24 protein-coding genes and 1 other RNA gene are annotated in these 26,276 nt (G+C 55.8%); 13 read left to right on the top strand and 12 right to left on the bottom strand.

All coding sequences use genetic code 11. The features are described from left to right. Nucleotides 1-328: 328 nt before the first annotated feature. The gene (locus Q1A48_RS17575; protein WP_299947536.1) at nucleotides 329-811 is read left to right on the top strand and encodes a DUF6795 domain-containing protein; all 483 of its coding nucleotides are present in this window, start codon (nucleotides 329-331) and stop codon (nucleotides 809-811) included. Nucleotides 812-839: 28 nt separating this feature from the next. Continuing rightward, nucleotides 840-2,000 carry a lipase family protein gene (locus Q1A48_RS17570; RefSeq protein WP_299947535.1) on the top strand — a complete coding sequence of 387 codons (1,161 nt, stop codon included), beginning with the start codon at nucleotides 840-842 and terminating at the stop codon, nucleotides 1,998-2,000. 421 nt (nucleotides 2,001-2,421) lie between these two features. On the opposite strand, the gene Q1A48_RS17565 is transcribed toward Q1A48_RS17570, so the two are convergent. Further along, nucleotides 2,422-3,825: a hypothetical protein gene (locus Q1A48_RS17565; protein WP_299947533.1), complete on the bottom strand. Its 1,404-nt coding sequence runs from the start codon at nucleotides 3,823-3,825 to the stop codon at nucleotides 2,422-2,424. Nucleotides 3,826-4,248: 423 nt separating this feature from the next. On the opposite strand from Q1A48_RS17565, the gene Q1A48_RS17560 reads away from it, so the two are divergent. Beyond that, nucleotides 4,249-5,799, top strand: a complete 1,551-nt coding sequence (locus Q1A48_RS17560) for an alpha/beta fold hydrolase (RefSeq protein WP_299947532.1) — start codon at nucleotides 4,249-4,251, stop codon at nucleotides 5,797-5,799. Nucleotides 5,800-5,936: 137 nt separating this feature from the next. Beyond that, nucleotides 5,937-8,675 (top strand): M1 family metallopeptidase, encoded by a 2,739-nt coding sequence (locus Q1A48_RS17555; protein WP_299947530.1) that lies wholly within the window; start codon nucleotides 5,937-5,939, stop codon nucleotides 8,673-8,675. 174 nt (nucleotides 8,676-8,849) lie between these two features. On the opposite strand, the gene gcvH is transcribed toward Q1A48_RS17555, so the two are convergent. The 8 genes from gcvH to Q1A48_RS17515 form a co-directional block, all read right to left on the bottom strand. Next, nucleotides 8,850-9,236 carry a glycine cleavage system protein GcvH gene (gcvH, locus tag Q1A48_RS17550; protein ID WP_299947528.1) on the bottom strand — a complete coding sequence of 129 codons (387 nt, stop codon included), beginning with the start codon at nucleotides 9,234-9,236 and terminating at the stop codon, nucleotides 8,850-8,852. A 67-nt stretch (nucleotides 9,237-9,303) separates the two neighbouring features. Then, complete coding sequence (gene gcvT, locus Q1A48_RS17545; RefSeq protein WP_299947526.1) at nucleotides 9,304-10,392, bottom strand: glycine cleavage system aminomethyltransferase GcvT; 1,089 nt, start codon at nucleotides 10,390-10,392, stop codon at nucleotides 9,304-9,306. Nucleotides 10,393-10,650: 258 nt separating this feature from the next. Beyond that, entirely contained in the window at nucleotides 10,651-11,766 is a 1,116-nt protein-coding gene (locus Q1A48_RS17540) for a CNNM domain-containing protein (protein ID WP_299947525.1), read from the bottom strand. Next, nucleotides 11,763-12,755 carry a rhomboid family intramembrane serine protease gene (locus Q1A48_RS17535; RefSeq protein WP_299947523.1) on the bottom strand — a complete coding sequence of 331 codons (993 nt, stop codon included), beginning with the start codon at nucleotides 12,753-12,755 and terminating at the stop codon, nucleotides 11,763-11,765. Before Q1A48_RS17535 ends, Q1A48_RS17540 begins: the two co-directional genes overlap by 4 nt. Before the next feature lie 110 nt (nucleotides 12,756-12,865). Further along, complete coding sequence (locus Q1A48_RS17530; protein ID WP_299947521.1) at nucleotides 12,866-14,101, bottom strand: UbiH/UbiF/VisC/COQ6 family ubiquinone biosynthesis hydroxylase; 1,236 nt, start codon at nucleotides 14,099-14,101, stop codon at nucleotides 12,866-12,868. A 39-nt stretch (nucleotides 14,102-14,140) separates the two neighbouring features. Next, nucleotides 14,141-15,382 (bottom strand): FAD-dependent monooxygenase, encoded by a 1,242-nt coding sequence (locus tag Q1A48_RS17525; protein WP_299947519.1) that lies wholly within the window; start codon nucleotides 15,380-15,382, stop codon nucleotides 14,141-14,143. Between the two features lie 70 nt (nucleotides 15,383-15,452). After that, nucleotides 15,453-16,793, bottom strand: a complete 1,341-nt coding sequence (locus tag Q1A48_RS17520) for an aminopeptidase P N-terminal domain-containing protein (protein ID WP_299947517.1) — start codon at nucleotides 16,791-16,793, stop codon at nucleotides 15,453-15,455. An 11-nt stretch (nucleotides 16,794-16,804) separates the two neighbouring features. Further along, on the bottom strand, nucleotides 16,805-17,359 hold the full coding sequence (locus Q1A48_RS17515; protein WP_299947515.1) for a UPF0149 family protein: 555 nt from the start codon (nucleotides 17,357-17,359) through the stop codon (nucleotides 16,805-16,807). A 207-nt stretch (nucleotides 17,360-17,566) separates the two neighbouring features. On the opposite strand from Q1A48_RS17515, the gene Q1A48_RS17510 reads away from it, so the two are divergent. From Q1A48_RS17510 to Q1A48_RS17495, 4 genes are all read left to right on the top strand, one after another. Then, entirely contained in the window at nucleotides 17,567-17,770 is a 204-nt protein-coding gene (locus Q1A48_RS17510) for a TIGR02449 family protein (protein ID WP_299947513.1), read from the top strand. Then, entirely contained in the window at nucleotides 17,770-18,096 is a 327-nt protein-coding gene (locus tag Q1A48_RS17505; RefSeq protein WP_299947511.1) for a cell division protein ZapA, read from the top strand. Before Q1A48_RS17510 ends, Q1A48_RS17505 begins: the two co-directional genes overlap by 1 nt. An 84-nt stretch (nucleotides 18,097-18,180) precedes the next feature. Next, nucleotides 18,181-18,361, top strand: a non-coding RNA gene (gene ssrS / locus Q1A48_RS17500) — 6S RNA. A 25-nt stretch (nucleotides 18,362-18,386) separates the two neighbouring features. Continuing rightward, nucleotides 18,387-18,965 (top strand): 5-formyltetrahydrofolate cyclo-ligase, encoded by a 579-nt coding sequence (locus tag Q1A48_RS17495; protein WP_299947509.1) that lies wholly within the window; start codon nucleotides 18,387-18,389, stop codon nucleotides 18,963-18,965. A gap of 90 nt (nucleotides 18,966-19,055) precedes the next feature. Here the strand turns inward: Q1A48_RS17495 and Q1A48_RS17490 are convergent, their stop codons facing one another. Together Q1A48_RS17490 and ilvA are read right to left on the bottom strand one after the other, a co-directional pair. Further along, nucleotides 19,056-19,193, bottom strand: coding sequence for a hypothetical protein (locus tag Q1A48_RS17490; protein ID WP_299947508.1), 138 nt, complete (start codon nucleotides 19,191-19,193; stop codon nucleotides 19,056-19,058). 244 nt (nucleotides 19,194-19,437) lie between these two features. Continuing rightward, a complete protein-coding gene (gene ilvA, locus Q1A48_RS17485) occupies nucleotides 19,438-20,952 on the bottom strand; it encodes a threonine ammonia-lyase, biosynthetic (RefSeq protein ID WP_299947506.1) in 1,515 nt (504 codons plus the stop codon). A gap of 192 nt (nucleotides 20,953-21,144) precedes the next feature. Between ilvA and rpiA the strand changes: the two genes are divergently transcribed. From rpiA to Q1A48_RS17470, 3 genes are all read left to right on the top strand, one after another. After that, the gene (gene rpiA, locus Q1A48_RS17480) at nucleotides 21,145-21,816 is read left to right on the top strand and encodes a ribose-5-phosphate isomerase RpiA (protein ID WP_299947504.1); all 672 of its coding nucleotides are present in this window, start codon (nucleotides 21,145-21,147) and stop codon (nucleotides 21,814-21,816) included. 14 nt (nucleotides 21,817-21,830) lie between these two features. Continuing rightward, a complete protein-coding gene (locus Q1A48_RS17475) occupies nucleotides 21,831-22,457 on the top strand; it encodes a transglycosylase SLT domain-containing protein (RefSeq protein WP_299947502.1) in 627 nt (208 codons plus the stop codon). A 213-nt stretch (nucleotides 22,458-22,670) separates the two neighbouring features. Beyond that, the gene (locus Q1A48_RS17470) at nucleotides 22,671-23,045 is read left to right on the top strand and encodes a DUF4168 domain-containing protein (RefSeq protein ID WP_299947500.1); all 375 of its coding nucleotides are present in this window, start codon (nucleotides 22,671-22,673) and stop codon (nucleotides 23,043-23,045) included. Between the two features lie 42 nt (nucleotides 23,046-23,087). Here the strand turns inward: Q1A48_RS17470 and Q1A48_RS17465 are convergent, their stop codons facing one another. Then, entirely contained in the window at nucleotides 23,088-23,402 is a 315-nt protein-coding gene (locus tag Q1A48_RS17465) for a helix-turn-helix domain-containing protein (protein ID WP_299947498.1), read from the bottom strand. Nucleotides 23,403-23,773: 371 nt separating this feature from the next. Here Q1A48_RS17465 and Q1A48_RS17460 point away from each other — a divergent pair, with 371 nt between their 5' ends. Further along, complete coding sequence (locus Q1A48_RS17460; RefSeq protein ID WP_299947496.1) at nucleotides 23,774-24,811, top strand: AraC family transcriptional regulator; 1,038 nt, start codon at nucleotides 23,774-23,776, stop codon at nucleotides 24,809-24,811. Between the two features lie 365 nt (nucleotides 24,812-25,176). Next, nucleotides 25,177-26,112 carry a hypothetical protein gene (locus Q1A48_RS17455; protein ID WP_299947493.1) on the top strand — a complete coding sequence of 312 codons (936 nt, stop codon included), beginning with the start codon at nucleotides 25,177-25,179 and terminating at the stop codon, nucleotides 26,110-26,112. Nucleotides 26,113-26,276 lie beyond the last annotated feature (164 nt).

Below are 26,276 nucleotides of genomic sequence, written 5' to 3'. Positions count from 1 at the left end.
ACCAGAAGATTTAATGGATAATTACTTGGCGGCACAAGCCGCATAAATGGTATGCGCTTCAAGGTTGAATCCGCGATTTTTTTATATCTATAAGATAATCAGTTATTTTTAGAGAACTGACACCAAACCATAAAAACAATAAATAGCTGAATTCATAGACGTACAGCGTAGATGTCGTTGGTGGGGCACTCCATTGTGCCGGCATGCAATGTCACAGAAGTTTATGCTGCAGAGTGTATTCCTTGCCAGGAAGGGATTCTTCTATCAATTACACCTCAAGTAGTAATGAAGTTCACTGTAAGAATAACCAAGCAGGAAAGTTATATCTATGCACAAAAAGAGGTTTACTGTAATTTTTCTATCATTGATTTGGCTTAGTTTCTCTTTTTCGGAGGCGTCTAACGGAATGATATTTTCAAATCCTTTAAAGGCATGCACTTTTTCTGAAATGAACCTCAGCATCACCCTGAATGGAAAGCCGGCAGCAGGTGCAAAAGTTATTCGATTGGTGGACTGGAAGACAGAATCTGTCGATACCTTTATGGCTGATGACAGTGGCAAGGTCCATCTTCCAGCCAAATTTGAAAGCTCTATTACACAGGTTTTACCAGTAGAATTTGTATCTTCCCAGGTTATCAATGTGCAATATATGGATCAAACTTACAAGATATGGGTATATGCAAAAAGAAATCCAAAAGAGAATTCCGAGCTTGCAGGGAAGTCATTTAGCCTTACCTGCGAACTGCTAGATAACCCTAAAACAGAGAGAGCATTCAATTCATTACTAAAGACATCATGCAAGTTTATCTGATCATTTACACAACAAGGGTGATAACAGGATGCTTATGCTTACTCCAAAATATAGTGCCCAACTCGCCGCGGATATCTACCTGGTACAAAAACCTGGCACACAGGAATTGTTTTATGATGCCTATAAAGAGGATCTTGAAGTTGATAAAAAAACAAATAATCAATTAAGCGGAAAAACCGGAGCTTTTTTTCTTCTTAAGAATACCCATACCATGGGTATAGCCGCTTGTGGCACCGGCCGATTTAAAGGTCAGGCTTTTGTCGCATTAAAAGGCACTTCAAACGGTTATGATGCACTCACAGATATCAATGCGGGAATAAAGAGGTTCCATACCGGTGGTGCCGTGCATCAGGGGTTTTATTACACCTTTGAGTCCATCCTGCCCCAATTGCAGCAATTTACACAAGAAATGCCCAACGAAATCCATACTATTCATTGTGTCGGTCACAGTTTGGGTGGTGCTCTTGCGACGTTAGCCGCCGATTGGCTATCTTATAATAGCGGAAAAACAGTTAAACTTTATACATTTGGCAGCCCGCGAGTCGGTTTGGATCACTTTTCCAGCAACTGCAAACGCAGGCTTACCCCTGGCAATATTTATCGGGTTTACCACCGCGATGACCCGGTGCCCATGGTACCTACCTGGCCGTTTATACATGTGCCCAATGGGGGCGTGGGGGATTTTCAATTACCAACCTCCAACCATAGCCCTATTAAAAGCCATAGCAGCGCAACCTATATAGCTTCTGTTTCCCCGAATGACTCTGGACTTGATTGGAATGCCATTAAAAACAGGAAACCCAAACAGAATCTGGAGAGAAGCATTGAGGCTTGGCTGAGATCCGATGGCATACTGTCACTGACAATAAACACCGCCTGGATCGCCGGAGAGGCAATGCTTTGGGTATTAAAAAAGATTGGACACTTAGCCGGTATTTCTCTGGTTGTTGCTGGCAGCACGACCTTCACCCTGCTGGACAGGCTGGCAATCTTTCTCCATAAAGCCTATCAAATCAGCAAGGATATTTCCTTCTGGGTAATGCGTCTGATCCGCAGACTGGCACAGCTGATCGGTATGACGATTGTAACCGGGGTAGAAATCACCGTTTCATTTATTCGCATGGTTTTTTTGCGTCTACATCGCGCCATCTCCGATCTGGTTATGCGGGCCGGACGTACGATTCACTAATCTTGACTCGAAAACAGCGTAGCAGGGAGACCTCTCTCGTTATAGGTTCACCTCCATTGTGAAAGCAAATTGATTTCGCCTCTGAAAAATGCTCCCATTTTGCTGTGGCCAGCGTCATCAAACGGGCATTTAAAATAGTATTTCGTCTTCTATTTGATCGTTTTATTGACGGTGCGGTGCAGCCGCAGAGAAGTACCTGCACCTGAAGGCTTGTCCTGGCATCTGGCCTCCTGTTATAAGGCCATGGCATTATTGGATTTTCATGGGGAGTCTATATTGACATAATCCAGATATCCGCAATGCTTTTTATGGTTGCTTTTGAATCCGCCATAATAGGACTGCCAACAATTAAAAAGCCCGGCAAACAATATTATCGGGCAAATACACCTTGACGTATTTAAATTACACCCTTACATGCCTATTATAAGGATTTGGGTTTACCCTGAAGTTCCGCCAACCGCATTTTTATCTGTTGATTTTCAAATTCATCGGGAATTTCAAATATCAGCGGTTTTGCAACCCGTGTATAGTATTCCGCGTCCTTTTTCTGGTAAAGCTCTTCCGCCAGCCACTGGGCGATATGTAATTCGCGCGGTGCCCGTTGATAAGCCTTTTCCAGTATCTCCAAATATTTTTCCCTTGGGAAGTCCAGCATCTCCATCGTCATGGCCAGGCCAAACCAGTGGGAGGCTTTCTGGGGTTCTTTATCCACCAGATACGTAAATTCATCAGAGGCCCGCTTCAAACTGTGCAGATCCCGCACTTTATTGGGCATCATGGCCTGCTGGTTCACCGTCAGCCAGGCATGTGCACTCAGGTACCAGGGCTGCTGGCGATCATTGCTCGGTACACTGGCCAGCAAGTGGCTGGCTTGGGGGAAGTCACCCATACGTAGATCGGCACTCGCCTTGATGGAGACCAACTCGGTATTGTAGATACCGGTGTGCAGTGCGTAGGCCATCAAGTCATCCAGCGCCTGTAGGTTGTAACCGGACTGGGCGATAAACCCTGCCAGCACATTCACCGCCTCCCTTTTTGTCAGGCGTTTAACCTCCGGGGTGGACTCGAGAAAGTCCGCGGGAATTTCTCCGGTCACCGTGTCAAATTCACCCAGTTCGTATGCAGCGGCGTAGGCCTTTTCGATTTCCGCCAGTGTCATGCCGAGTGCCTCTTCCAGCGCTAGCACCGGGTCCGCACCATCGTTGTACGCCTTGATAAACTGATTAAATTCCTCCTTCTTGCCACTGGTCATCATCAACCAGTGAGACAGCAGCCAACCACTGGCATAGACATCGGATTTGGCTTCAGCATCCGTGTTGTATACCGTGGCACGCAACAACGGCTCCAGGGGCATCAGGCCGGTGTACATCAGAGTCAGGGCACGTTCTTGCGGAATGTCCCCGAGTTCATAGCGGCCCTTCTTTGGGAAAGACATTGTCGCCATGAACTCAGCAAAGCCTTCGCTATACCAATAGGGGAAGTGGGTGGTGTTGCCGTTGTAACTGAGGAAATGGGTGTACTCGTGGAAGAGAAACTCGCGGGCTTTGAGCTGGCGCTCGGCACTGCGACCATCCAGATTGACCAGGGCATAGCTGCCCTCTGCCGAAGTATCGAACAGTCCATTGGTCATTTCTGCCAGTTCAGCGCCCACCAGGCCGGCATAGGTATCGCGATCCCCGGCAGCATAGATGGTGAACTTTCGGCTGTCGGGAGTCGCGTCGAGTAATTCAATCGCCACGGCGCGGTAGCGTTCAAGATCGGCCACCAGGCGCTTTACGGTCTTGGGATCGCCATCGGTAATGACCCGGAAGTGGTCACTATCCAAGGCATACCAGATTTCCTCCCCCAAATACCGGGGACTAGCACCGGCAGTCAAGACAAAACCAAAATAAAATACTAAACAAACAGCTACGCGGGAAACCATAGTTCAAGCCACCGAGTCATTATTGCCGGAACCCTCCCTGGCACACCCGTAAAGCTTACACACTACCGGTTTTTATTGGCTAAAAAAAGATCAACTTGATCATAAAACAGCAGATTCGTGACTTTTATATGACTGGATATCCATAAATCTATCGAACATATCAAAAGCAATAGCGGATGTCGGTAGCGACAAGCAACGAGACAAATCTCTCAGTTTTGCCTTGATCCACCGACAAATAACGGCCAAACCTCTATATTTTCCTGTTGACCAGATATCAGTCTTTGGTCAAAAAATAAAAATGATTCAAACAGATGAGAGATAAAAATGAAAATAATTCGTTTACTGGCGTTGCTCAGCAGCGCCCTGATATCAACCCATGCCTGGTCGGCACCGGAGTATATTGCAGACCTGGATATCACTTCCTTTGACGGCACCCTGCTGGATGCCAATCTGTTTGTACCGGAAACCCCCCCACCGACAGAAGGCTATCCCACGGTCATCTTTACCAATAGCTGGGCCCTGGATAAGCACCAGTACCATTTCCAGGCCCGAGCACTGGCGGAAAAGGGCTATCTGGTACTGAGCTACTCGACCCGCGGTTTCGGCCAATCCGGCGGCCTGGTGGATGTGGCCGGAGAAAATAGTATCGCTGACGTCAGTGTGCTGATCGACTGGCTCGAAGCCAACTATCCCGTGGGCAGACTGGGCATGGCGGGCATTTCTTACGGTGGCGGTATCTCATTGCTGGGTGCCGCCCAAGACGCCCGCGTGAAGGCCGTGGCCTGCCTGTCCGGCTGGGCTGATGTGGTAGAGGCGCTCTACCCCAATGAAACCGTCAATCTGGTTTGGGGCGGTCTATTGGTCAACACCGCCCTGCGCAAGGAACCGGAATTGAACCAACTCTGGGCCGATCTGCGCAGCGGCCAGAATTTGGAGCAAGTGATCCGTTTTGCCGCGCAACGCTCGGCCATTAGCTATATCGATGGGTTAAACGAGCACGGCACTGCCGTACTGCTCTCGAATAATTTCGCCGATTACCTGTTCAAACCCAACAGTATGGTTGACCTCTATTCCCTCTTGGAAGGTCCAAAAAAGCTGTTGTTAAATCCGGGTACCCATGCCATTACCGAAATCCTCGCGGGCAATGAGGGCCATATCTGGTCCACCAGTTTCCGCTGGTTTGATCATCACCTCAAGGGCGAGCACAACGGCATCGACAGCGAACCCAAAGTGGATATGACCGTACGGATTAGCAACAAACTGGAGCACTACGAGGACTACCCGGTAACTGGCGACAGTACCACCTGGTACCTGCGGCCGCGCTTTACCCTGTTCAACAACGGCGGCATGACGGGCGAACGCTATGACGGCTGGCGCTGGACCAACACCTTCCACGGGGGCTCCGACACCTTCGCCGGTACCGGTATCCCGCTGTTATCCGACGCCCTGGAAGGCTTCGGCATCCCGGTTTACACCCCCATGCTAGCCATTAACGGCTATTACGCAATTGAATATCAATCCCCAATCCAGTGGCAAACCCTCAGGATTCGCGGGGTGCCGAGGCTGGAAATGTGGATCGAACCCAGCAGGGAAACCGTACAGTTGAATGCGCATCTCTACGATGTCGGCCCCCTGGGGCTGGGCCGGCTGATCACCCATGTACCCGTTACCCTGCGCGCTGGCAGGGCAGGAGAGCAGCAGAAGATCGATGTGGAGTTGTTCACCACCAGCTACGATGTCCCCGCCGGTCATCGGGTGGTGCTGGCCATTGATACCCAGGGCCTGATCTACCAGAAGCCGCAGGACACCGCTTACCGTATCCGTGTACCCTACAGCAGCAGCGAGGTCTCCAGCCTGACGATCCCACACCTCTGAGGCAATACGCCAGATTGACCTTTCCCCGGCAGACTCTGCCGGGGATTGAACTGCCCTGCTGATCGACTCGTCTCACCACAGTGCGTAATTTCTCACCGAGCCGTTACAATGCGCTTTTTGATCGAATACCCGCACTTATGAATAAGAAGATCCCCTTTGCCCTGCTGGCCACTGCACTGCTGTTCACAGCCGCTCACGCCCCGGCAGAAATGACTCCGGAACCGCCTCAGCAACCAGCCGCCGCGGAAATAGCGGCAACGGATTACAACGACGCCCCTGAAGGCAAACTGCCCAAGGGCGTGCGCCCCCTTGCCTATCGCCTCGACCTGCTGCTGGACCCGCGCCAAGCGTCCTTCAACGGCAGCGTTGCGATCGATATCCGCCTGACCGAAAGCGCAGACCACCTCTGGCTGCACGGCAAGAATCTCACTGTAAAAAAAATCAGCGCAGCGCGGAAAGACGGCCACACAGTCGCGGCTTCTTACCGCCAGGTCCTCGACAGCGGTGTGGCCGCGATCACCTTCGCCGAGCCTCTGCCCGCCGGCGACTTCACCCTACACATCGACTATAACGCGGCCTTCGATCGCAACCTCGCTGGCCTGTTTAAGGTAGAGGAGCAGGGCAATGCCTATGCCCTGGCCAAGTCCGAATCCATCCAGGCGCGCAAATACCTGCCCGGTTTTGACGAGCCCGGCCTGAAGGCACCCTTCTCTATCAGCCTCACCGTGCCCGAGGGTTACGCCGCCATCAGCAATGGCCCGGAGCTGGCACGGGAGCCGGCCGGTGCGGGCCTTGAGAAAGTCACCTTTGCCACCACCCCGCCCATGTCCACCTACCTGCTGTCTCTGTCGGTGGGCCCCTTCGACATGGTGGAACGCCCGGCCATCCCGCCGAATAAATACCGTAGGGAACCTATCCCATTAAGAGGTTTTGCGCGTCAGGGCCGCGGCGAGGATATGGATTACATCCTCGATATTACACCGAAAATGGTGGAAATCTTTGAGACCCAGCTGCAACGTCCCTACCCCTTCAGGAAACTGGATATTATCGCTGCCCCCCAGTGGCCCAGCGGCGCAACAGAGCTGTCCGCCGCCATCACTTATCGCGAACAGCGCATTCTGGTGGGAGACAATCCCGCACCCGGTACCCGCCTGGCGCTGGTGGAGGTGCACGCCCACGAGATCGCACACATGTGGTTCGGCAACCAGGTCACCCCCCCCTGGTGGGACGACCTGTGGCTGAAAGAGGGCTTTGCCACCTGGGGTGAACCCCTGGCACTCACCATTATGGAGCCCGAGGGTGGTCACGATCTCAACGCCACCACCTACGCCATCAACGCCATGCAGCTCGATTCCCTCGCCAGTACCCGCGCCATCCGCGAACCGGTGACAAACAACAACACTATCCGCAACGCCTACGATGCCATCACTTATTCAAAAAGCCTCGGCGTCATCAATATGGTGGACAGCTACTTCGGTGCCGAACGTTTTCGCCCGGCACTGGGCCGCTACCTGGAAACCTTTAGTGGTGGTGAGGCGGACTCGCCGTCTTTCTACAAGGTGATTGGTGAGAAAACCAATACCCCGGAACTGACGGAAACCTTTCGCAGTTTTGTCGAACAAAAAGGTGTCCCCCAACTGGAGCTGGCACTGGCGTGTGCCGAGTCGGGCCGTGCCAAACTGCGGGTACACCAGAGCCGCTACAAACCGCTGGGCTCCCCCATTCCCACTAGCCGGCAGCAATGGAACATTCCCTTCTGCTACAAAAGCGATACTGGTGTGCAACACTGCCAGATGCTCACACAGGCCGATACAACCCTGGATATGCCCGGCGACACCTGCCCCAGTTGGATCATGCCCAATGTGCAGGGCAGTGGTTACTATCGCTGGAACCTGCCCGAAACCCAGTGGCAGGCACTGGTGAAGCGCTTTGACCAGTTTGCCCCCACCGAGCAGCTGTCGATAATCGACAGCGCCTTCGCCGCCTTTGAAGCCGGCAAGCTGTCGGACACCTTGCTGCTCGAGGTGGTGCGACAATCTGCCGGGGCAGACAAGCGCCAGGTGATCACCATGCCGCTGCGCTACCTGCGCAAGTACCGCACTAATTATCTCGATGAAGCGCAGCGCGCTGCATTTTTGAATTTTACCCGCAGCCTCTACCTGCCGCACCTCAACAGCAGCGCCGACAGTCACGACGCCGACCGGCAGATACTGCACAGTACCCTGCTCGGCTTTATGGCCCTGGTGGCTGAAGACCCGCAAGCGCGCAGGCAGTTAATGGACATGGCCGGCGCCTTCACCGGCTTTAAAGTCCCGCGTGATCCACAGGCTCTGGACTCAGATCTCTACGCTGCTGCCCTGACGGTTGCGGTGCAGGACGCCGGCAGGGATTTTCTCACACACCTGGTGAACCTGCGCGGCGAGTTGGATGATCCGCGCTTTGAAAGCGCCAGTGCCAATGCCATTGGCAGCAGCGACAACCCACGGCAGCTGGAAACCCTCCACAAGCTGGCACTCAGCGAGGATATGGGCCCGCGCGAGGCTTTTGGCCTGATCCAGTACGCTTTGGCACAGCGCCGGGTACAAGCCCAACACTGGGCCTGGCTACAGCAGAATTTTGAAAAGGTGGTGGATAAAATCCCCGCACAAATTCGCCGCCGCACCCCCGCTTTCGCCAACACTTTTTGTGATCGAAAGCGCCTGGGGGAATTGCAACAGCTGTTTGCAAAGCATGGGGATTTAACCCCCGGCTATGAGCGCAGTCTGGCCCAGACCGAGGAACGTATTGCACTGTGCATGGCACTGCAGGAAAAGGGCCGCTCGCTGATGGAGGCGCTGCCCCAGGCGATGGGCACAGTGGCAGATAGCCGTTCCTGAGCCCACCCGACCGTGCCCAAATTGAATCCCCCCCTCCGGCATCCCAAGGGAAGCCTGGGCGGGCGGGGACCATGCGCAAATAAAGCCGGTATTGACTTTTTACGTGGCGCTGGGCTGGTTTTTACGATATCAGGGCTTGCCCTGATTGATCTCTGAACCGGGTCAACGCCGGGATCAGCTCTCGGACTCCGCGCGGTAGGCATCGGCGTCCAGCATATTGTCCAACTCGCCCACATCCGCCGGCTTGACACGGTAAAACCAGCCATCGTCATAGGGCGAGGCATTCACGGTCTCCGGCGCCTCTTCCAGGGCTTCGTTCACCGCCACCACCTCGCCGGTTACAGGGGCGTAAATATCGCTGGCGGCCTTTACAGACTCAACCACACCAGCCTCATCACCAGCGGCCAGGGCATTGCCCACTTCCGGGGTTTCAACGTACACCACATCCCCCAGAGCCTCCTGGGCGTGATCGCTGATACCGATGGTGATGGTACCGTCCTCTTCCAGCCGCGCCCATTCGTGGCTGGGCAGGTATTTCAGTTCATTGCGGATTTCACTCATGCCGTGACCCCTTGATAAAGCCTCTGAATATATGTTCTTACCCACGCATCCAGCTGCGGTGCGATGCTCAAATAATCGATTTGCCGTTGCGCACAAAGCAGGGCTTAACCACCTTGACCGGCTGTAGTTGCCTGCGGATTTCCACCTGGGCGCAATCACCGACACCCGCCGGCACTCGAGCCAGGGCAATGGAGTGGCCCAAAGTCGGTGAAAAGGTGCCGCTGGTAATGATACCGCGGTCTTCCGTGCCGTCTACCACTACTGGCTGGCCCGCGCGCAAAACACCACGCTCTTCCAGTACCAGGCCCACCAGCTTCTGCTTAACCCCTTGCGCTCTCTCCTGCATCAGCGTTGTGCGACCGATAAAATCGCGATCCTCCGGCGTCCAGGCCAGGGTCCAGGCCATATTGGCCTGCAATGGCGAGGTGTCCTCGTCCATTTCGTGGCCGTAGAGATTCATCCCCGCTTCCAGGCGCAGGGTATCGCGGGCGCCAAGGCCGCAGGGCGCAACACCAGCATCGGTCAGTGCCTGCCAGAAGCCACTAGCCTCTTCACCGGGCAGCATGATTTCCAGGCCGTCTTCGCCGGTATAGCCGGTCCGCGCCACAAACCAGTCGCCGCGGGCCACACTCTGAAAAACCTTCAACGCGTCGATGGCCACGTCCCAGTCGTTACCCAGGGCCAGTTTGACCCTGCGGATGGCACTGGGTCCCTGGATGGCGATCATCGCCAGTTGCGGGCGCTCGGCCAACTCGATATCGAAGGGCTCCGCCTGCTTTCTCATCCAGGCGAGATCTTTTTCGCGCGTCGCACAATTCACCACCAGGCGATAGCCGGGATCGCGCAGATAGACAATCAGGTCGTCAATCACACCACCCTTTTCATTCAGCATGCCCGTGTACAGGGCCTTGCCGGGGTTGCCATCCAGTTTGGCCACATCGTTGGCCAGCAGATAGCGCAGATAGTCGCGGGCACCGCTGCCCTCAATATCGACGACCGTCATATGGGAGACATCGAACATCCCCGCCTCAGCGCGCACCTTGTTATGTTCTTCCAGCTGAGACCCGTAGTGCAGTGGCATATCCCACCCACCGAAATCCACCATCTTGCCGCCCGCGGCGACATGTGCATCATAGAGAGGCGTTGTGTTTCCCATCGTCAAATCTCAGTCTGCCAGGTTGCAAAGCGGCGTATTCTAGCGGCTTGGGTAGCGGCGTTACCAGCAGGCGCCCCCACGCGGCAGATCTGCTCAGAAAGCCGTGCGGCCACTGGCAGTTAACCCTGCCCAGATCGTCGATAGCCGCCAAAGATTCCGCTGGGGCCTTCAACCATCAGCGCACTTGCGGATACAGAGAGGCAGTCCGGACGGTGCAGGTTTCCACTCTCAGGGGCAATCGGGGCTGACAGGGGGGAATCACTCGTCGGAATGACCCCGCCCTTCGCCGGCACCCTCTGTGTCTTTTTCCTGCTGGGTAGACTCATCCACCTTGAGGCCATACCTTTTCGCGCGCCTGCGCCACAGGCGCTTGGCCAGTGCCTGCCGGTCCGGTGTCTTGTCGGCCTCATCGACGATTTCCTCGCCGAGCAGCGTCTCCAGCAAATCCTCCAGGGTCACCAGCCCCTCAAGGCCACCGTACTCATCCAGAACGGCACTGATCTGTACCCGCCGTGACAGCATTTTCTGGAAAGCCTGATAGATGGTGGCGGTTTCCGGCAGCATCAGCATATCGCGGCGGTATTCGGCCAGTTTTCTGTGCCGCTCCCCCTTGGCATAAGCGAGCAGTAACTCCTGTTTGAGTACAAACCCCACGACACAGTCGGGGTCGCGATTTTCAAAAACCGGGATGCGGGAAAAACGGCCTCTCTCCACCTCCTCGTAGGCTTCACCCACCGTCTCATCCTGGGGCAGGGAAAACACCACGGTGCGCGGCGTCATCACCTCGCGCACCGAGTGATCGCGCAAGGTAAAAAACAAGTTGCGCAGAATGTTCGATTCGCGCGGCTCCAACTGCCCCTCCGCCTCACCGATCTCCGCCATGATCGCAAACTCATCGCGGCTGAAGCCCGTCAGGGTGGGGCCGTGAGAAAGCCCGCGGGTCAGCCACTTTGACATTTTTACAAACGGATACAGCAACCACACCAGAGCGCGCAGCACGAAAGCGGTAAAAGGCGCCAGTTGGCGCCAGTAAAGCGCACCCAGAGTTTTGGGGATAATTTCAGAGAATACCAGGATCAACAGGGTCAGGATCGCCGAGGCAATGCCCAGGTACTGGCTGCCGAAAACCACCGCAGCCTGAGCACCGGCGCCGGCGGCACCGACGGTGTGTGCAACGGTATTCAGGGTGAGAATAGCGGCCAGGGGCGCATTGATATCCGCTTTGAGTTGGCGCAACACTGCTCCGGCCCTGTGCTCCTTCTGCTCCAGCAGGCGTACGTAGGGTGTGGTCACACTGAGAATGACCGCCTCGGCGATGGAACACAGAAAGGAGAAACCGAGGGCAATCAGGATGTAGGTGATTAAAAGGCTCATAACTTACGGGCAAAAGTGGCATCAGGGTTGAATTTTCGCGCACCCCCCAGGGCGCAGTAAACCAGGGCAATCACCAGTCCGCTGAGGAAGCCACCAATATGCGCTGCATTGGCCACACCTACGCCGGTAAAGAAAGTCACAATGCCCAACGCACACAGGAACAACAAGATCAGTGCCGCGGCCGGGAAACCAGTGGGGACATCCCGCCACGCGGGCTGCCAGCGTTGTATCACCAGTACAGCACCCACAAGCGCATATACCACACCGGACATACCGCCAAAGCGGACCTGCGACTCCCACAGATACTGGGACAAATTGGAAATAACGGCCCCGAGCACGACCAGGGCGACAAACGCCAAACTCCCTGCGCGGGCTTCCAGGGGCCGGCCCAGTATCCAGATGCCCAGGGCGTTAAACAGGGCATGGGGCAGGGAGAAGTGCACCATCGCCGGGGTGATCAGGCGCCAGTACTCCCCGTGTTGCAGGTGCCATGCCAGGGAGGATTGCACAAACAGGGGGCTGCCACCCTGATCCGGAGTGATCAACAGGACATTCGCGGAGTTATTGGCCAAAAGGACCCAACCGAGGAAACACAGCGCAATCAACACCAGGCTGACAGGGGTCCGGATCAGGGGGAACACGGGTAAAACCGGGCTTGCCGGCGGCGACCCGGCCGGCTTGTTGCCAGTGCGGCTTTCAGGGCTTGGCTCCGGTCTCTGTGGCGGCTGTACTCCTGTCACACCGGACCCGGGGCTATCACCGGGCGCGACGCGCTGCAGCTGCACATCATCGAAATTGATCTCTCCAGCCTCCCAGCGCTGCAAGAGCGGCTTTAGCATTTGCCCGAAATGATCGTCAACGGTCAGTAATAACTGCCGGTTTTTTTCCTCGACGATCCGCAATGGCAATTGGTAGCGCTGGATAAAACCGACCAGTGCACCGAGATCTTTGGAAAGGGGAAACGAGTAAACTGCAATCCACTGGCTCAATTGACAAAAACCTTTTTTATTGGCTCGCCACAGGCGCCCTCAGCGCCCACCGGATGTCTTCAATACTGCACCCCTGCAGGAACTGTGGCAGCGCTATCAATGGGCTTTCACTACACCGCCATGGCCCGCAAAATGATACGTTTCTTTAACATGGGGCTGGCGTCCACCATATTCAAACCGGTATTGCGCAGCCAGCGCCAGTGTAACTCCCCGGCGCCAAAGAGCGATTTAAAGGCGCTCATGGCCTTCAGGGTGGCGGCATTGTCTCCGCGACGACGGCGCTCATAGCGCGCCAGTACCGACGGGTGGGCAGGCTCCAGTCCGCGCGATAGGGCGCGATCAACCTCATCGCCCAGCACGCGCACATCCTGTAATCCCAGGTTGACGCCCTGCCCCGCGAGGGGATGGATACTGTGGGCGGCATCCCCCACCAGGACCGCACCAGGGCCCTGATAGTGCTCCGCGTGGCGGGCGCGCAGGGGAAAGGACAGGCGCTCACTGACGGATTCCACTTTGCCGAGCCGGCCTTCAAAGGCTTTTTCCAGGTTCAGGGCAAAGGCCCAGTCGTCCAGCATCAGCAATTCCCGCGCCAGCTCGTTGTCCGCCGACCAGACCACGGCACAGTGGTTGTCATCGCCGAGCCCGGCCAGGGGCAAAAAGGCCAGCGGACCCGTCTGCAAAAAGCACTGCCAGGCGGTGTGGCGGTGCGGCTTTTCACAGCGGGCCACACACACCAGGGCAGTCTGGTGGTAATCGGTGTCCTGACAGCGGATATGCAACAGGTCCCGCACCCTGGAGCGGACGCCATCCGCACCCACCAGAAGCCGCGTGCGCACTATCTCGGGCTGCTCCCGCAGCCCCTCCAGCGCATTGACCTGATCGCCACGGGATTGCAGATGCCAGAGCCCACAGTCGCGCCACCAGCTCTCCAGGCGAAAGCCGTTGACCAGCTCCACGTTGGGCAGTGACTTCAGGCGTGAGCGCAACGCGCTAACAATCACATTGTTCTCAACGATATGACCGAGGTTGGGCAATTGCACATCGCGGCTCGTAAAGCGCACAGAGCCGGTACCGTCGGCATCCCAAACACGCATCTCCACATAGGGACAGGCGCGCGCCGCGGAGATCCCTGCCCAGGCGCCCACCTCCTCAAGCAGTTCGCGGGAGGCCTGGGTCAGCGCCACCACGCGGGGCTCGTAGTGTTCTGCCGGTTTGAGTGCAGTTTCCGGGGCGGACTCCAGCAGCGCCATGCGCATCCCCGGGTGGCGCACTGCCAACAGTGCGGCCTGGGCCATGCCGACTATGCCGGCGCCGACAATGGCGAAATCTAAGCGGTGTCTATTCATAACAAACCCATTGCGCAGTTGTGCCGAACAGGGGCACCCCTAAAGCCCAAATCCCGCCGCCTGACGCACAAACGCCGTGCGCAGAGGCGGTACCAGTGTCAAACCCAGCATGCCCATTTGACGCACACTCCGCAGCAGCGGGTTCGATGCGGCGAACAGCGCCGGAATACGATGGCTGAAACCAATCGTCAGCCGCTGGTCCAGGCGGCGGCCACGACCATAAGCCGCCAACATTTCCAATTGCGACGAAGACCCCTGTGCCGGCCTTTCACCCGCCATCGCCTGTGCCAGACCGTAGCAGTCACGCAGGGTCAGATTGAATCCCTGCCCGGCCACCGGGTGCAAAAAGTGCGCACAGTTGCCGATCAACGCCACATTGCGCCGCCACTGTTCCCGCGCCAGGGACAGGCTGAGGGGGTACGCCTGCAGCGACCCCATGCGCACAAACCGCCCTGCGCGCCAGCCAAATGCGCGCTGCACCTGTTGCAGCCGCTCGCGCTCGGACAATGTACACAGCGCTTTGGCATCCTCTTGCCCACAGGCCCAGACCAGGGCCGCGCGATACAGTCCGTCCCGCTGTGGCAGCGGCAGCAGGGCCATGGGGCCCGCCGCGGTGAATCGTTCGAAGGCAACCCCTCTGTGGTGCCGCTGTAGACCAACAGTAGTGACCAGCGCCTGTTGTTGGTACTTTACCGTGTCAATTTCTATACCCAACTGCCGACACAGGGGGGAGTCAACCCCGTCGGCGACCACCAGTAGCCCGGCGGTCAGGCGATGTTCAGCGCCCCCCTCGCCGGCGCGCCAGTGCAGGGTTGCACCCTCGGCGCCCATGCGTACTGTCGTCACCTGGGCCGGGGCAATAGGCTTGACCGGCGTGTCAGCCAGGGCACTGTGCAGGATAGGCCCCAGCGCGGCATTCTCAATCACTGCTCCCAGCATACCCTCGAAACCTGCCCATGGCTGTTCAACGGCAGAGAGGCAAGCGCCGAACGCCTGGCCGCGGTCGCTCACCTGAATACGCTGAATAGGGGCGCTGTATGCGCGCAGAGCGGGCCAAAGACCCAACTGTTGAAACAATTGCAGGCTACCCGCGGCTATCGCCGTGGCACGGGTGTCGAAACTGGGCAACAGGACACTGGCCGCAGCATCCGGCAGCGCTCTCTGCTCCAACAGAACCACACGGAGTTGTGGGCAAAAATGCGCCAGCATCAATGCCAGGCTTGCGCCGGCCATGCCGCCACCGACAATGGCCACATCGGCTCGCTCTAGAGGCTCGCTCATGAGGTTTTCCCCTGGGCACAGGCGCCCAACATTTACTGCACCGGCAGGCGCAAAAAAAGCGAATTAAGCATTAACGGGTCAGTAAATCTCCGCCGTGGCGCATAGTGTACTCAATCTCTGCCACCGCCCTGGGAGCGGCCGCGGACAGGACCTGCGCACCATCATGGGTCAGGGCGATATCGTCCTCGACTCGAATGCCGATCCCGCGAAATTTCACAGGGATACGCTCGTCATCCGCGGGCACATAGATGCCGGGCTCAACCGTCATCGCCATCCCCACCTCCAACTGGCGCCAGGCGCCGTGTACGCGGTAGTCTCCAACATCGTGCACATCCATACCCAGCCAGTGGCCGACGCGGTGCATATAAAAGCGCTGGTAGTCGCCGGCTTCTATCAAACCATGCACCTCGCCGCGCAGTAATCCCAGATCCACCAGGCCGCGTGTAATCACTTCTACACTGGCAGTGTGGGGATCATCCCAGTGATTGCCAGCCTGTATCTGATCGATTGCAGCCTGCTGCGCTGCCAGAACAATTTCATAGAGGGCCCTCTGTCTGCCACTAAAGCGACCATTAACCGGGTAGGTTCTGGTGATATCGGCGGCATAGCCGCGGTATTCACAGCCGGCATCCACCAGTACCAGATCCCCCGCCTTTAATTGCGCACGGTTGCTGCAGTAATGCATAACAAGGGCGTTGTGGCCACTGCCGACAATGGTGGGATAGGCTGTTTCCCGTGCCCCGCAGTCCACAAAAGTGTGTAACAGTGTGGCCTCCAACTGGTATTCATAGAGCCCGGGCCCACAGCGCGCCATGGCGCGGCGGTGCGCATCGGCACTGATGTTTGCAGCACTGGCCATCAGGCGCAATTCCCGCGCACTTTTTATCAGACGCATTTCCCGCAGCGGATAATCCAAGTCGACCATGTCCGGCACGCCTCTGTTGCCCGGTGCCGCATCAATGGCCTGCAGATAGTTGCGAATACGTCTGTCCAGATGCGGGTAGCGCCCCATAGGGAAATAAATGCGCCCGCAGCCCTCCAAAAGCCCCGGCAAAATATCGTCCAAATCTCCGATGGGGAAGGCGTCAGCCAAACCGAGGAGTACTGCGGCACCCTCGGGCCCCAGGCGCGGGCCGTCCCACCGCTCCTTTTCCGCATCACACTCCCGACAAAACAACAGGGTTTCCCCTTGCGCGCGCCCCGGTACCAGTACCAGTAGTGCTTCGGGCTCAGCAAACCCGGTCAGGTAGAGAAAGTCGCTGTCCTGGCGAAAGGGGAAATAGGTATCGCGGGAGCGCAGTTGTTCACTGGCGGACGATAAGATCGCCAGGCTGCCCGGTACCAGTTCGGCCATCAGCCGGGCGCGCCGGCGGGCATATTCCGCTTTGCCGATGCCCTGTGAATTTTTCACGCGGTCGGGTATCAGTGCACGGTAGGACCAATTCCGGATTGGCCCGCCTGTAGTTCGGTGAAGATATTGAGCACTGCAACCCGCACATACTCCTGCAGTTCCAGCAGTTGCTGTTCCGCTTCTTCCCCCTCCTCGGCATGATCCGCATCCACCTGCGAAATCGCGCCGATATCTTTCAGTGCCTCCTCACTGGTAGGCCTTATTTTTACCCCGGCACCGCCGACACCATATCCGTGTAAAAAACCCGCACACCAATGGCCCAGTGCCAGTGTACGCTCGACAATATCCCCATCCTCGCAGAGTACCAACCGAAAGGAAAAGGCGGTGTCACCCAGTTGTTTTCGGCTCTCCGCCGCCAATTGCAACAATTCCCGATTCAAGCCCTCCGACACGGCCGCCAGGTCGAGCATTTCGGCCAGCTCCCGCTGCCAGCGGTCATTGTCCGGTATGGCACCCGTCGCCAGCACACCACAGATAAAACCGTGCAACTCACTGGGATCCGCGCGGCTGCCGGCCGCGAGAATGGCATTGGCGAGAAGCGCAAATCGGTTGGTTTCAGAAGTCATGCTCAGCGCACCATTTTTTTCCTGATCGGGATGCAGTCAGCACACTGTGGCTGCAGTGACTGTGCAAAGACCGGGCTTTGTCGGAGAATTTTGTGATTGCTTGCGCAGGTGGAGCGATTGACCCACCATTTCGCCGGCAATATAGTAGCGTAAACCCTCGCAATCTGTCGTGTTGCGAGCCCGATATCGACCTCAAATGCAGGAAATATGGATAAGCTGCGCGCGTTAGAAAGCACCGTGGATGCACTGATCGTTCGCTGCCAACAGCTAGCCAGTGACAATCGTGAACTACGTCGGCAGGAAGCCGACTGGCTGCGCGAGCGCCAGCACCTGATAAAAAATAACGAGGCCGCCCGCTCGCGGGTCGAAGCCATGATCAATCGTCTCAAGGGGCTAACGCAGGATTCCTGATGGCTGACTCCGCCCAAATTCCCGAAACCGTCACTGTCTCTATTCTCGACAAAGACTACCGTGTCGCCTGCTCGGAAAGTGAACACGCCGGGCTGCAGGCCTCTGCCCGTCTGTTGCACGAGCGCATGTCGCGTATCCGCGCCTCGGGTACGGTCATCGGCATTGAGCGCATCGCCGTCATGGCGGCACTGAATATTGCCCATGAGCTGATCCAGGCAAAAGCGGAGCTGGGCCGGATTCCCCTTCAAGAGGAAATGCTCGACCAACTCAAAGATAAGGTGCAAAACGCACTGGGGGAGATAGACCCTGCAGAGCCCCAGCCATAATCGCCTGTGTCTCACAGCCCCAGATGCGACCACAGGATTTGAATTTCCGGTTAACAGTCCCCCCACTCCAGGTTATAATTACTCCATACCCTGGGGTGCTGGCCAGCAGACTGTGTCCTTGAGCCGATAATCTTACCCCGGTGGTTTCCAGCGAGTGCTGGTGTGCAGGTCCGCCATGCAGCGGAAAGCCTAATGTACTCCGGATACCGCCACCTTGAACCTTACGGTTCAAGGCCCCGTCTACAGCGGCACGCTCGGGGTTCCCTATTCTCTCCAGTCACTCCCCATAGATGAGCGAAAATAAAACGCAACTGCGCCGCCGTATGCGTGCGGGGCGACGGGACCTGAGCGCGTATCAACAGCGTCTGCACGGTCGCGCGACCATTGCCCTGTTAAGCCGTCTCCCACAAATGAGACGCGCGCAGCATATTGGCATTTACTGGCCGATTGACGGTGAACTGGATATTCGCCAGCTGTTGCAACGCTTTCGTGCAAAACACTTTTACCTGCCGGTTCTGCCACTGGAATCGCAGCCACACCTGAGGTTCAAACGCTGGCAAGGAGAGACGCTTTCTTTTCGCAACCGGTTTCGCATTCCCGAGCCAGCAACCGGTCCCAGCCGCGCACCGAAGTTACTGGATCTGGTACTGGTACCCCTGGTGGCATTCGACCCGAACGGGGCCCGCCTGGGCATGGGTGCGGGCTTTTATGATCGCACGTTTGAACACAAGCAGCTATTGCCCGGCGCCGGCCCGCAACTGATTGGTACCGCCCACCAGCTACAGTGCGTCGAGCACCTCCCCACAGATAACTGGGATATCCCCCTGGATCTGGTCGTGACGGAAAAGCGTATCTATCGCTGTCGATAACCCCTAGACAAGCCACATAAAAAAGGCCGAACACACAATGTGAGCGGCCTTCCTTGTGAGTGCGCGGGCAGAGCGCCCCCCGGCATCAGCCTAGCGGGTAACCACTCCCTGCTGCAGAGCGGCCGGTGGTTCCGGCTCCGAGGCAAAAACCTCGGACAAGCCACTGGTGCTCAACAGTACGCCCGCGACAAAGACAATCACAGCGATTGTCAGCGCATCGGGTTTCATTGGGACCATCCTGTACGATCAATTTTGTTGTTATAGGTGTTTCGCCCCGCATATGACACAAGCCACAGCAAAAGTTCCACGACCAGAGAAGATACTGAAAATTCGCTGGAATAGTAACCGGTTCCTGCACATTTTATGGGGCTTTTGTCGCATTTTTACACAAAGAAGCCCACAAAACGAAACCCCCCGATCGGCGCAGCCGTTCATGACAGAGTCTTTTTCTCCACCGGGCCCGCTGCGGAACTCAGCTGGCCAGAAAGCAGGTATAGGCCGGGTTTTCTGTTTCATCCCAGAAGGGGAATTGCAGCTGCTGCAGTACATTCAGAAGCGCACCTCGGGCAGCTGGTGCAACCTGTAATCCAACCAGAACCCTGCCAAAGGCGGCACCGTGATTGCGGTAGTGAAACAGGGTAATATTCCAACGCCCCGCCAGGTGCTCAAGGAATTTGCGCAGGGCACCTGGCCGTTCCGGAAACTCAAAGCGATATACAACCTCGTCGCGCAATCCCGGCACCCGGCCACCCACGAGGTGCCGGATATGCAATTTGGCCATCTCGTTGTCGGTGAGATCGGTTACCTGATAACCGCCCGCTTCCAGTTTGCCGATCAACCGCTGCCTATCGTCATCGGCGGTCACCTGCAGACCGACAAAAATATGGGCCTCCTCGTCACTGGCATAGCGGTAATTAAACTCGGTGATAGCGCGGTCGCCCAAATCCCGACAAAAGCGCAGGTAGCTGCCGGGGCGCTCGGGTATGCATACCGCGAGCACCACCTCGCGCTTCTCGCCGATTTCCGTGCGCTCGCTGATATAGCGCAGTCGGTCGAAATTGAGATTGGCCCCGCTGCACACCGTGGCCAGGGCGGCGTTGCGACACCCGCTCTGCCCGGTAAATTTCTTCAACCCCGCCAGCCCCACTGCGCCGGCGGGCTCGGCGATGGAGCGGGTATCTTCGAAGATATCCTTGATGGCGGCACAGATCTCGTCGGTGCTCACGGTAATCACACCGTCCAGGGTTTCCCTCAACACCCGGAAAGTCTCCTCGCCGATCTCGGCTACGGCAACGCCGTCGGCAAACAGTCCCACTTGCGGAAGGCGCACCCGCTCACCGCCTGCCAGGGCGGCCCTGAGACAGGCGGCGTCCTCGGGCTCAACCCCATACACCCTGGTTTCCGGTCGCACATACTTGATAAAGGCGGCCATGCCCGCGGCCAGCCCGCCACCACCCACCGGAATAAATACGGCTTCAAGATCGCCGGGGTGCTGGCGCAGCATTTCCATGGCCACGGTGCCCTGGCCCGCGATCACATCGGGATCATCATAGGGATGCACAAAGACCAGGCCCCGTGCCTCCGCCAGTTGCCGCGCACGTGCCGCGGCCTCGTCAAACGTATCCCCGTGCAGCACCATTTCGGCACCGCGCATACGCACCGCGTTGACCTTGATATGTGGGGTTGTCTTTGGCATCACGATCGTGGCGCGCACCCCCAACTGTGCTGCCCCCAGAGCCAGACCTTGTGCATGGTTGCCCGCAGAGGCGGCGATGACCCCGCACGCCCGCTGTTGCGGTGGCAGCTGCAGCAGTTTGTTATAGGCACCGCGTATCTTGAAGGAAAATACCGGTTGCAGATCCTCTCGCTTGAGCAAAATGCGATTGTTTAGTCGGTGGGACAACTGACGCATCTGCTGCAATGGTGTTTCGATAGCGACATCGTAAATGCGTGCGTCTAAAATGCGCTTGATATAGGACTTGGGCATAGCGTGTTTCGATAGCCATTGCGGATTATTGCTTTGCGCGACTCAGGGGAGGGGAGCTGCAGGGCGCACACCTTCGGCATGCCAGTCTAAGCCTTTGCAGGCATATTTGCCATAAATTTTAATATATCGCGCTTTTTTATATCAAATAATGCAATTAAGGCCGATATAATTGCCCAGGAAGCGACTCTACAGATGACCCAGGATGAATTGAAGCTGGCCTCCGCGCGCGCAGCAATCGACCATATCACCCCGCACCTGGAGACCGACTCCATCGTCGGTATCGGCACCGGTTCTACAGCGAACTACTTTATCGATCACCTGGCAGTGATCAAGGGCAAATTTGATGGCGCCGTAGCCAGTTCCGAAGCCTCCGCTGAGCGGCTCAAGTCCCACGGTGTCCCGGTTTATGAACTGAACTGTGTCGACAGTATCCAGTTCTATGTGGACGGTACCGATGAGGTCAACCCGGCACTCGAGCTGATCAAAGGGGGAGGGGCGGCCCTGACCCGGGAGAAAATTGTTGCGGCCTGTGCCGATCTATTCATCTGTATTGCCGATGAGAGCAAGTGGGTCGAGACACTGGGCGCGTTTCCGTTGCCGGTGGAAGTGATTCCCATGGCACGCGCCCTGGTAGCCCGCGAACTGCTAAAACTGGGGGGGGACCCCGTATATCGCCAGGGTGTGATCACAGACAATGGTAATGCGATCCTCGATGTGTATAACTTAAAGATCCAAAAGCCCATTGCCCTGGAAGAAACAATCAACAATATCACCGGGGTAGTGACCCATGGAATCTTTGCCAGACGCCCAGCAGACCTGTTGCTGCTCAGTACCGGCGCAGGGGTAAAAACCATCACCGTCTAACTGTGCTGAAAACTATGCGACAAAACCATAGAAAGGGGATACTGGCGGTACTGTTCACCAGTGCGGCACTGAGTGCCGGCTGTGCCACCAGCCCACCCGAGAATCCCGATGACCTCTGTTCCATCTTTCAGGACAAGAAAGGCTGGTACGCTGAGGCCAGAGGAGCAGAAAAACAGTGGGGCTCACCGGTCGCGATTATGATGGCGATCCTGCACCAGGAATCCCGCTTCGTATCCGATGCCCGCCCACCTCGCAGCAAGATACTGGGGTTTATCCCCGGACCGCGCCCTTCGGACGCCTATGGTTACGCACAGGCTCTGGGTGCCACTTGGCGCGATTATCAGCGCTCCACATTCCGCTATGGGGCGGATCGCGATGATTTCGGAGACGCTATCGACTTTGTCGGCTGGTACAACAACGCCAGTGCGCGCCAGTGCCAGATCCGCTCCAATGACACCTACCATTTGTACCTGGCCTACCACGAGGGCCGCGGCGGCTTTAACCGGCGCAGCTTTAAAAACAAGACCTGGCTCAAGCAGGTCTCTCAAAAAGTATCCGCACGGGCACGGCGCTATCAGCAACAGCTCAATCGCTGTGAATCGTCCCTGGACAGGCGCAAGAAACTCTTCGGTCTTTTTTAAGCCCTCAGTGCTGACGACAAAAATACCGGGGCCTGGCGGGAAATTACGCAGCAGGCTCCCTGAAACTGGCTACCCTAAAACTAATGTTCCAGAACTGAGGGCTCTGCTGCCTGCCAGTTCCCCCTCGACAAACCTATGAAGTCGGTAGCCCTTACGCGACGCTGGGCGCTCCCCCACAGAAGCAAAAGCGTCCATCGACCTCAGGAGAGCCCAATGAAGTTTTTTTCAACCCTCCTCGCGCTATCCGCCCTGCTGCTCACCATGCCGGTTACCCTGGCACAGCCTGCGACCCCACAGACTGAGGCATCAAAAGTCTCCTTCAGTGAACCCCAGCTCAAACAGTTTGCCAACGCCTACCGCGCAATTGTGGTGTTGAGCCGCGAGTATGCGCCCAAGCTCAAAGCAGCCAGCGATATCCGCCAAGCTGAGGCTCTCAACAAGGAGGCCCAGGCCAAAATGGTCGCGGCCATTGAAAAAACAGGACTATCAAAAAGCAAATACCAGGAAATTGCCAACAGCATCAAATCCAACCCGGCTTTACTGGAAAAGGTCAACAAAATACTGCAACAGCCACGACCACAGCAGTAGTAGCCAATCCCAGCGGCACGCCACAGCCCCGGGTGTGCCGTTTTAATTCAGTTTAACTTCCAGTAACTGGCAAATAGCCGGCAGATTACGTTTCACCCAACCGCCGTCAAAAGAGCCCCAGTCGCACAGCCGGTAATAACCGTCATTGTGGCGCACACCCTCCTGAATAAACGCCACCCTGGTACCGTGACCGGGCAGCCCCTTGGCGATTATGTCTTGTATTGTGCGTCGCGGCCAGCCGGTGGCCGCTTCCAGTGCAGGGTTGTTTGGGCGGGGAATCTGTTCAATTAAATACGCAATCAACATACGCCGACAGATCGTCGGGTTCAGCTGAGTTTGAATGTGTGCTGACGGCATATGACTACTCCTTCAATACCAGATAAATTTTATGGCTAGCCCGTATGACTTACAGGTCTAAGCAATAAACGAACAGGGGACCCCAGGCCACAGACTTTTACACAAGCTCCACTCCAGCGCCACGAAAAAGCCGACAGCCACACACGGACAACTGGCCATCAACACCCGTCAGGTTAAAGGTATTTTACTTAACCTGTGCGGCAACCCACTACATTCAAACAAACATCGATTTATCCGCGCTGGCCGGCAGACTTGTTCCTTTCCGACACTCGGCGGCAATAAACCTGACTTTCTCACGCACATTACGCATAATCCCGCATGCATCAGAAAAAACACATGCACCATACACCATAATATCGAGGGCTGAGAGAGTGGAAAGCGAGACACCCAACCTCCGTGAAACGGGCCCAGGAATCCTCGCCGCAGCAGTGCGTGCCATGCTGGCCGGCGCACAGGCAGCAGGACTGAACTGCCAGCGGTTGCTGTGTGACAGTGGCATTGACCCCGCCCGGCTCGAAAGCCCGGAAAGCCGTATCGGCCGGGAAGAAGTGGCCAACCTTCTACGCCTTGAGTGGGACCTGTTGAACGACGAATCCGGCGGCTTCCTGTCACGCCCCTGGCTGCCGGGCACCTTCGCTATGATGGGCCACGCCTGTATCAGCTGCCCCAACCTGCACCGGGCATTGCTGCGTTCCGTGCGCTTTATCCACATGGTCAGCGACGACCTGCACATCAGGTTGGTGGAGGACGGAGAGGAAGCGCGGCTAGTCTTCCACCACGGTAATGAAAAGAAGCTGCCCAACCAGATCTTTGTGGAGTCTATCGCGGTTATCTGGCTGCGCTTTTTCAGTTGGTTAATTGATCGCACCATTCTGCTGGAGCGCGTGTTGCTGGCATTCCCGCCACCGGATTACAATGAAGACTACAGTGATATGTTCCCCTGCAGGCACTACTTTAACCAGACTGAGACCTGTCTGGTTTTCAGTACCCGTTACCTGCCGCTGCCTCTGGTGCGCGATGCGCAACAGCTGGCGGAGTTTCTATCCCGCGCGCCGGAGTGCCTGCTAACCCAATATAAGTCTGACCGCAGCTTTACCGGTCGTATACGCCGTATGCTGCAACAGCAAAACAGTATTGAAAACCTCGCCCTGGACGATGTTGCAGCACGCCTTTATACCTCCCCGCAAACCTTGCGCAGACGACTTAAGGAGGAAGGCAACAGCTGGCAGGACATCAAGGATTCTGTGCGCCGTGATATGGCGGTTTACCAATTAAAGCAACAGGAGACTGCTGTTGCAGAAATCGCCGAGCGACTCGGCTTTTCCGAACCCAGCGCCTTTAATCGCGCCTTTAAAAAATGGACAGGGCTTGCCCCTGGTGCCTACCGGGAGAAATTCCGCAACTATTAATCCGACAAAAAATGACTCCCCTGAACCTATTATGACTTTTGATTGGGCATGCCGACACAACTGGGTAGAATCGCTTTTATTTCCCTGGTCCATACCAGCGGGAGTCGGACGCATTTCCTTAATAGAGTGGGCAACTCGGAAAATGTTAAAGGGCTCTTGCGGTATCCAGGCAATCCGAATAGCGCTTTAGTGCCACCATTCAAAATCGGACTTAGCCAAGGTACAAGCGTACCCAAACCTGCACGAATTTGACATTGTATAGCCCCTCACTCATTCTGGCTATAGCAGGAAAATCTGTAGAGATTTCTGCCACAACCTTCACAATAAAATACCACCTATTCTAAGTTGGGTTTTGGAGACTTAGTATGCACAAGATAGCAACCACTTTACTTTTGATTGCGGTAATGCAGGTTTGTGATGCAGATACAATAATAGAGGTTCCGGCAAGCCCCGAGAAAGGTTTCAATTTTCCGTATCTAATCAAACTGCCTGAAAATTTGCCGTCTGGCGATCGTCTTCGTCTTATAGTCGAAACAAATAATACCGGAAAAGTTTCCGATGACTTCTCAATTCATTATGCGGCTGCGAAAGATGCCATAACCGGAAATGCAGTCGGTCCCTGGCTATCCAAGAGGCTATCACTCCCAATATTGATGCCAGTGCTCCCCCGCTCAGAGTCCCAATGGGAGAATTATACACACGCTCTTGACCGGGATACCATGCTTGAAGACGCCAGTACTATAAAAAGAATAGATCTTCAACTGCTAACAATGATTGAGGATGCAAAAAAAAGACTCCATAAGCGATCAGTCAATGTTGGTGATAACATTATTTTAACCGGATTTTCTGCATCGGGAACATTTGCAAATCGTTTTTCTATGTTACACCCTGAAAAAATTGCAATAGTTGTTGCCGGCGGATTAAATGGCACTCTAATGTTACCTTTAAGCGCAATAGGGGAACATAAATTAAACTACCCGCTAGGAATAAATGATTTTGAAGACATAGCCGACAAACCTTTTAACAGAACAGCATGGTTGCGCATTCACCAATTCCTTTTTATGGGCGAGCAAGACACCAATGATGCTGTTGCATATGATGATGCCTATTCTGAATCTGAAAGAGTAATTATCCACAGTACAACTGGAAAGAACATGCAACCTGAACGCTGGCTAAACAGTCAAAAACATTATATTGATAGTGAAGCAGATGTGCTATTTCGCACTTTTCAGGGAATAGGCCACGGAACCAATGGAAAAATCCATCAAGAATTTCTGGAATTCGTACAAAAAAACCTCTAATAAACGATAAGGCATTCTACCCGGATTTTGGATGGCCGTTTCACTGACACACTGTTCCGTATCCGACCAGCTACCAAGCACTGTATATAGTAAATATCCACCGGCAAAGCCGGTGGCTTTAATCGTGAACCGCTCAAAGCGGTCTGTACGGAACTAACGTTCCT

Origin of the sequence: uncultured Microbulbifer sp. (assembly GCF_947489355.1) — a bacterium.
Classification (GTDB): Bacteria; Pseudomonadota; Gammaproteobacteria; order Pseudomonadales; family Cellvibrionaceae; genus Microbulbifer.
Note: the sequence above shows the minus strand (reverse complement) of the source record. Positions and strands in the feature narration are given on the sequence as shown.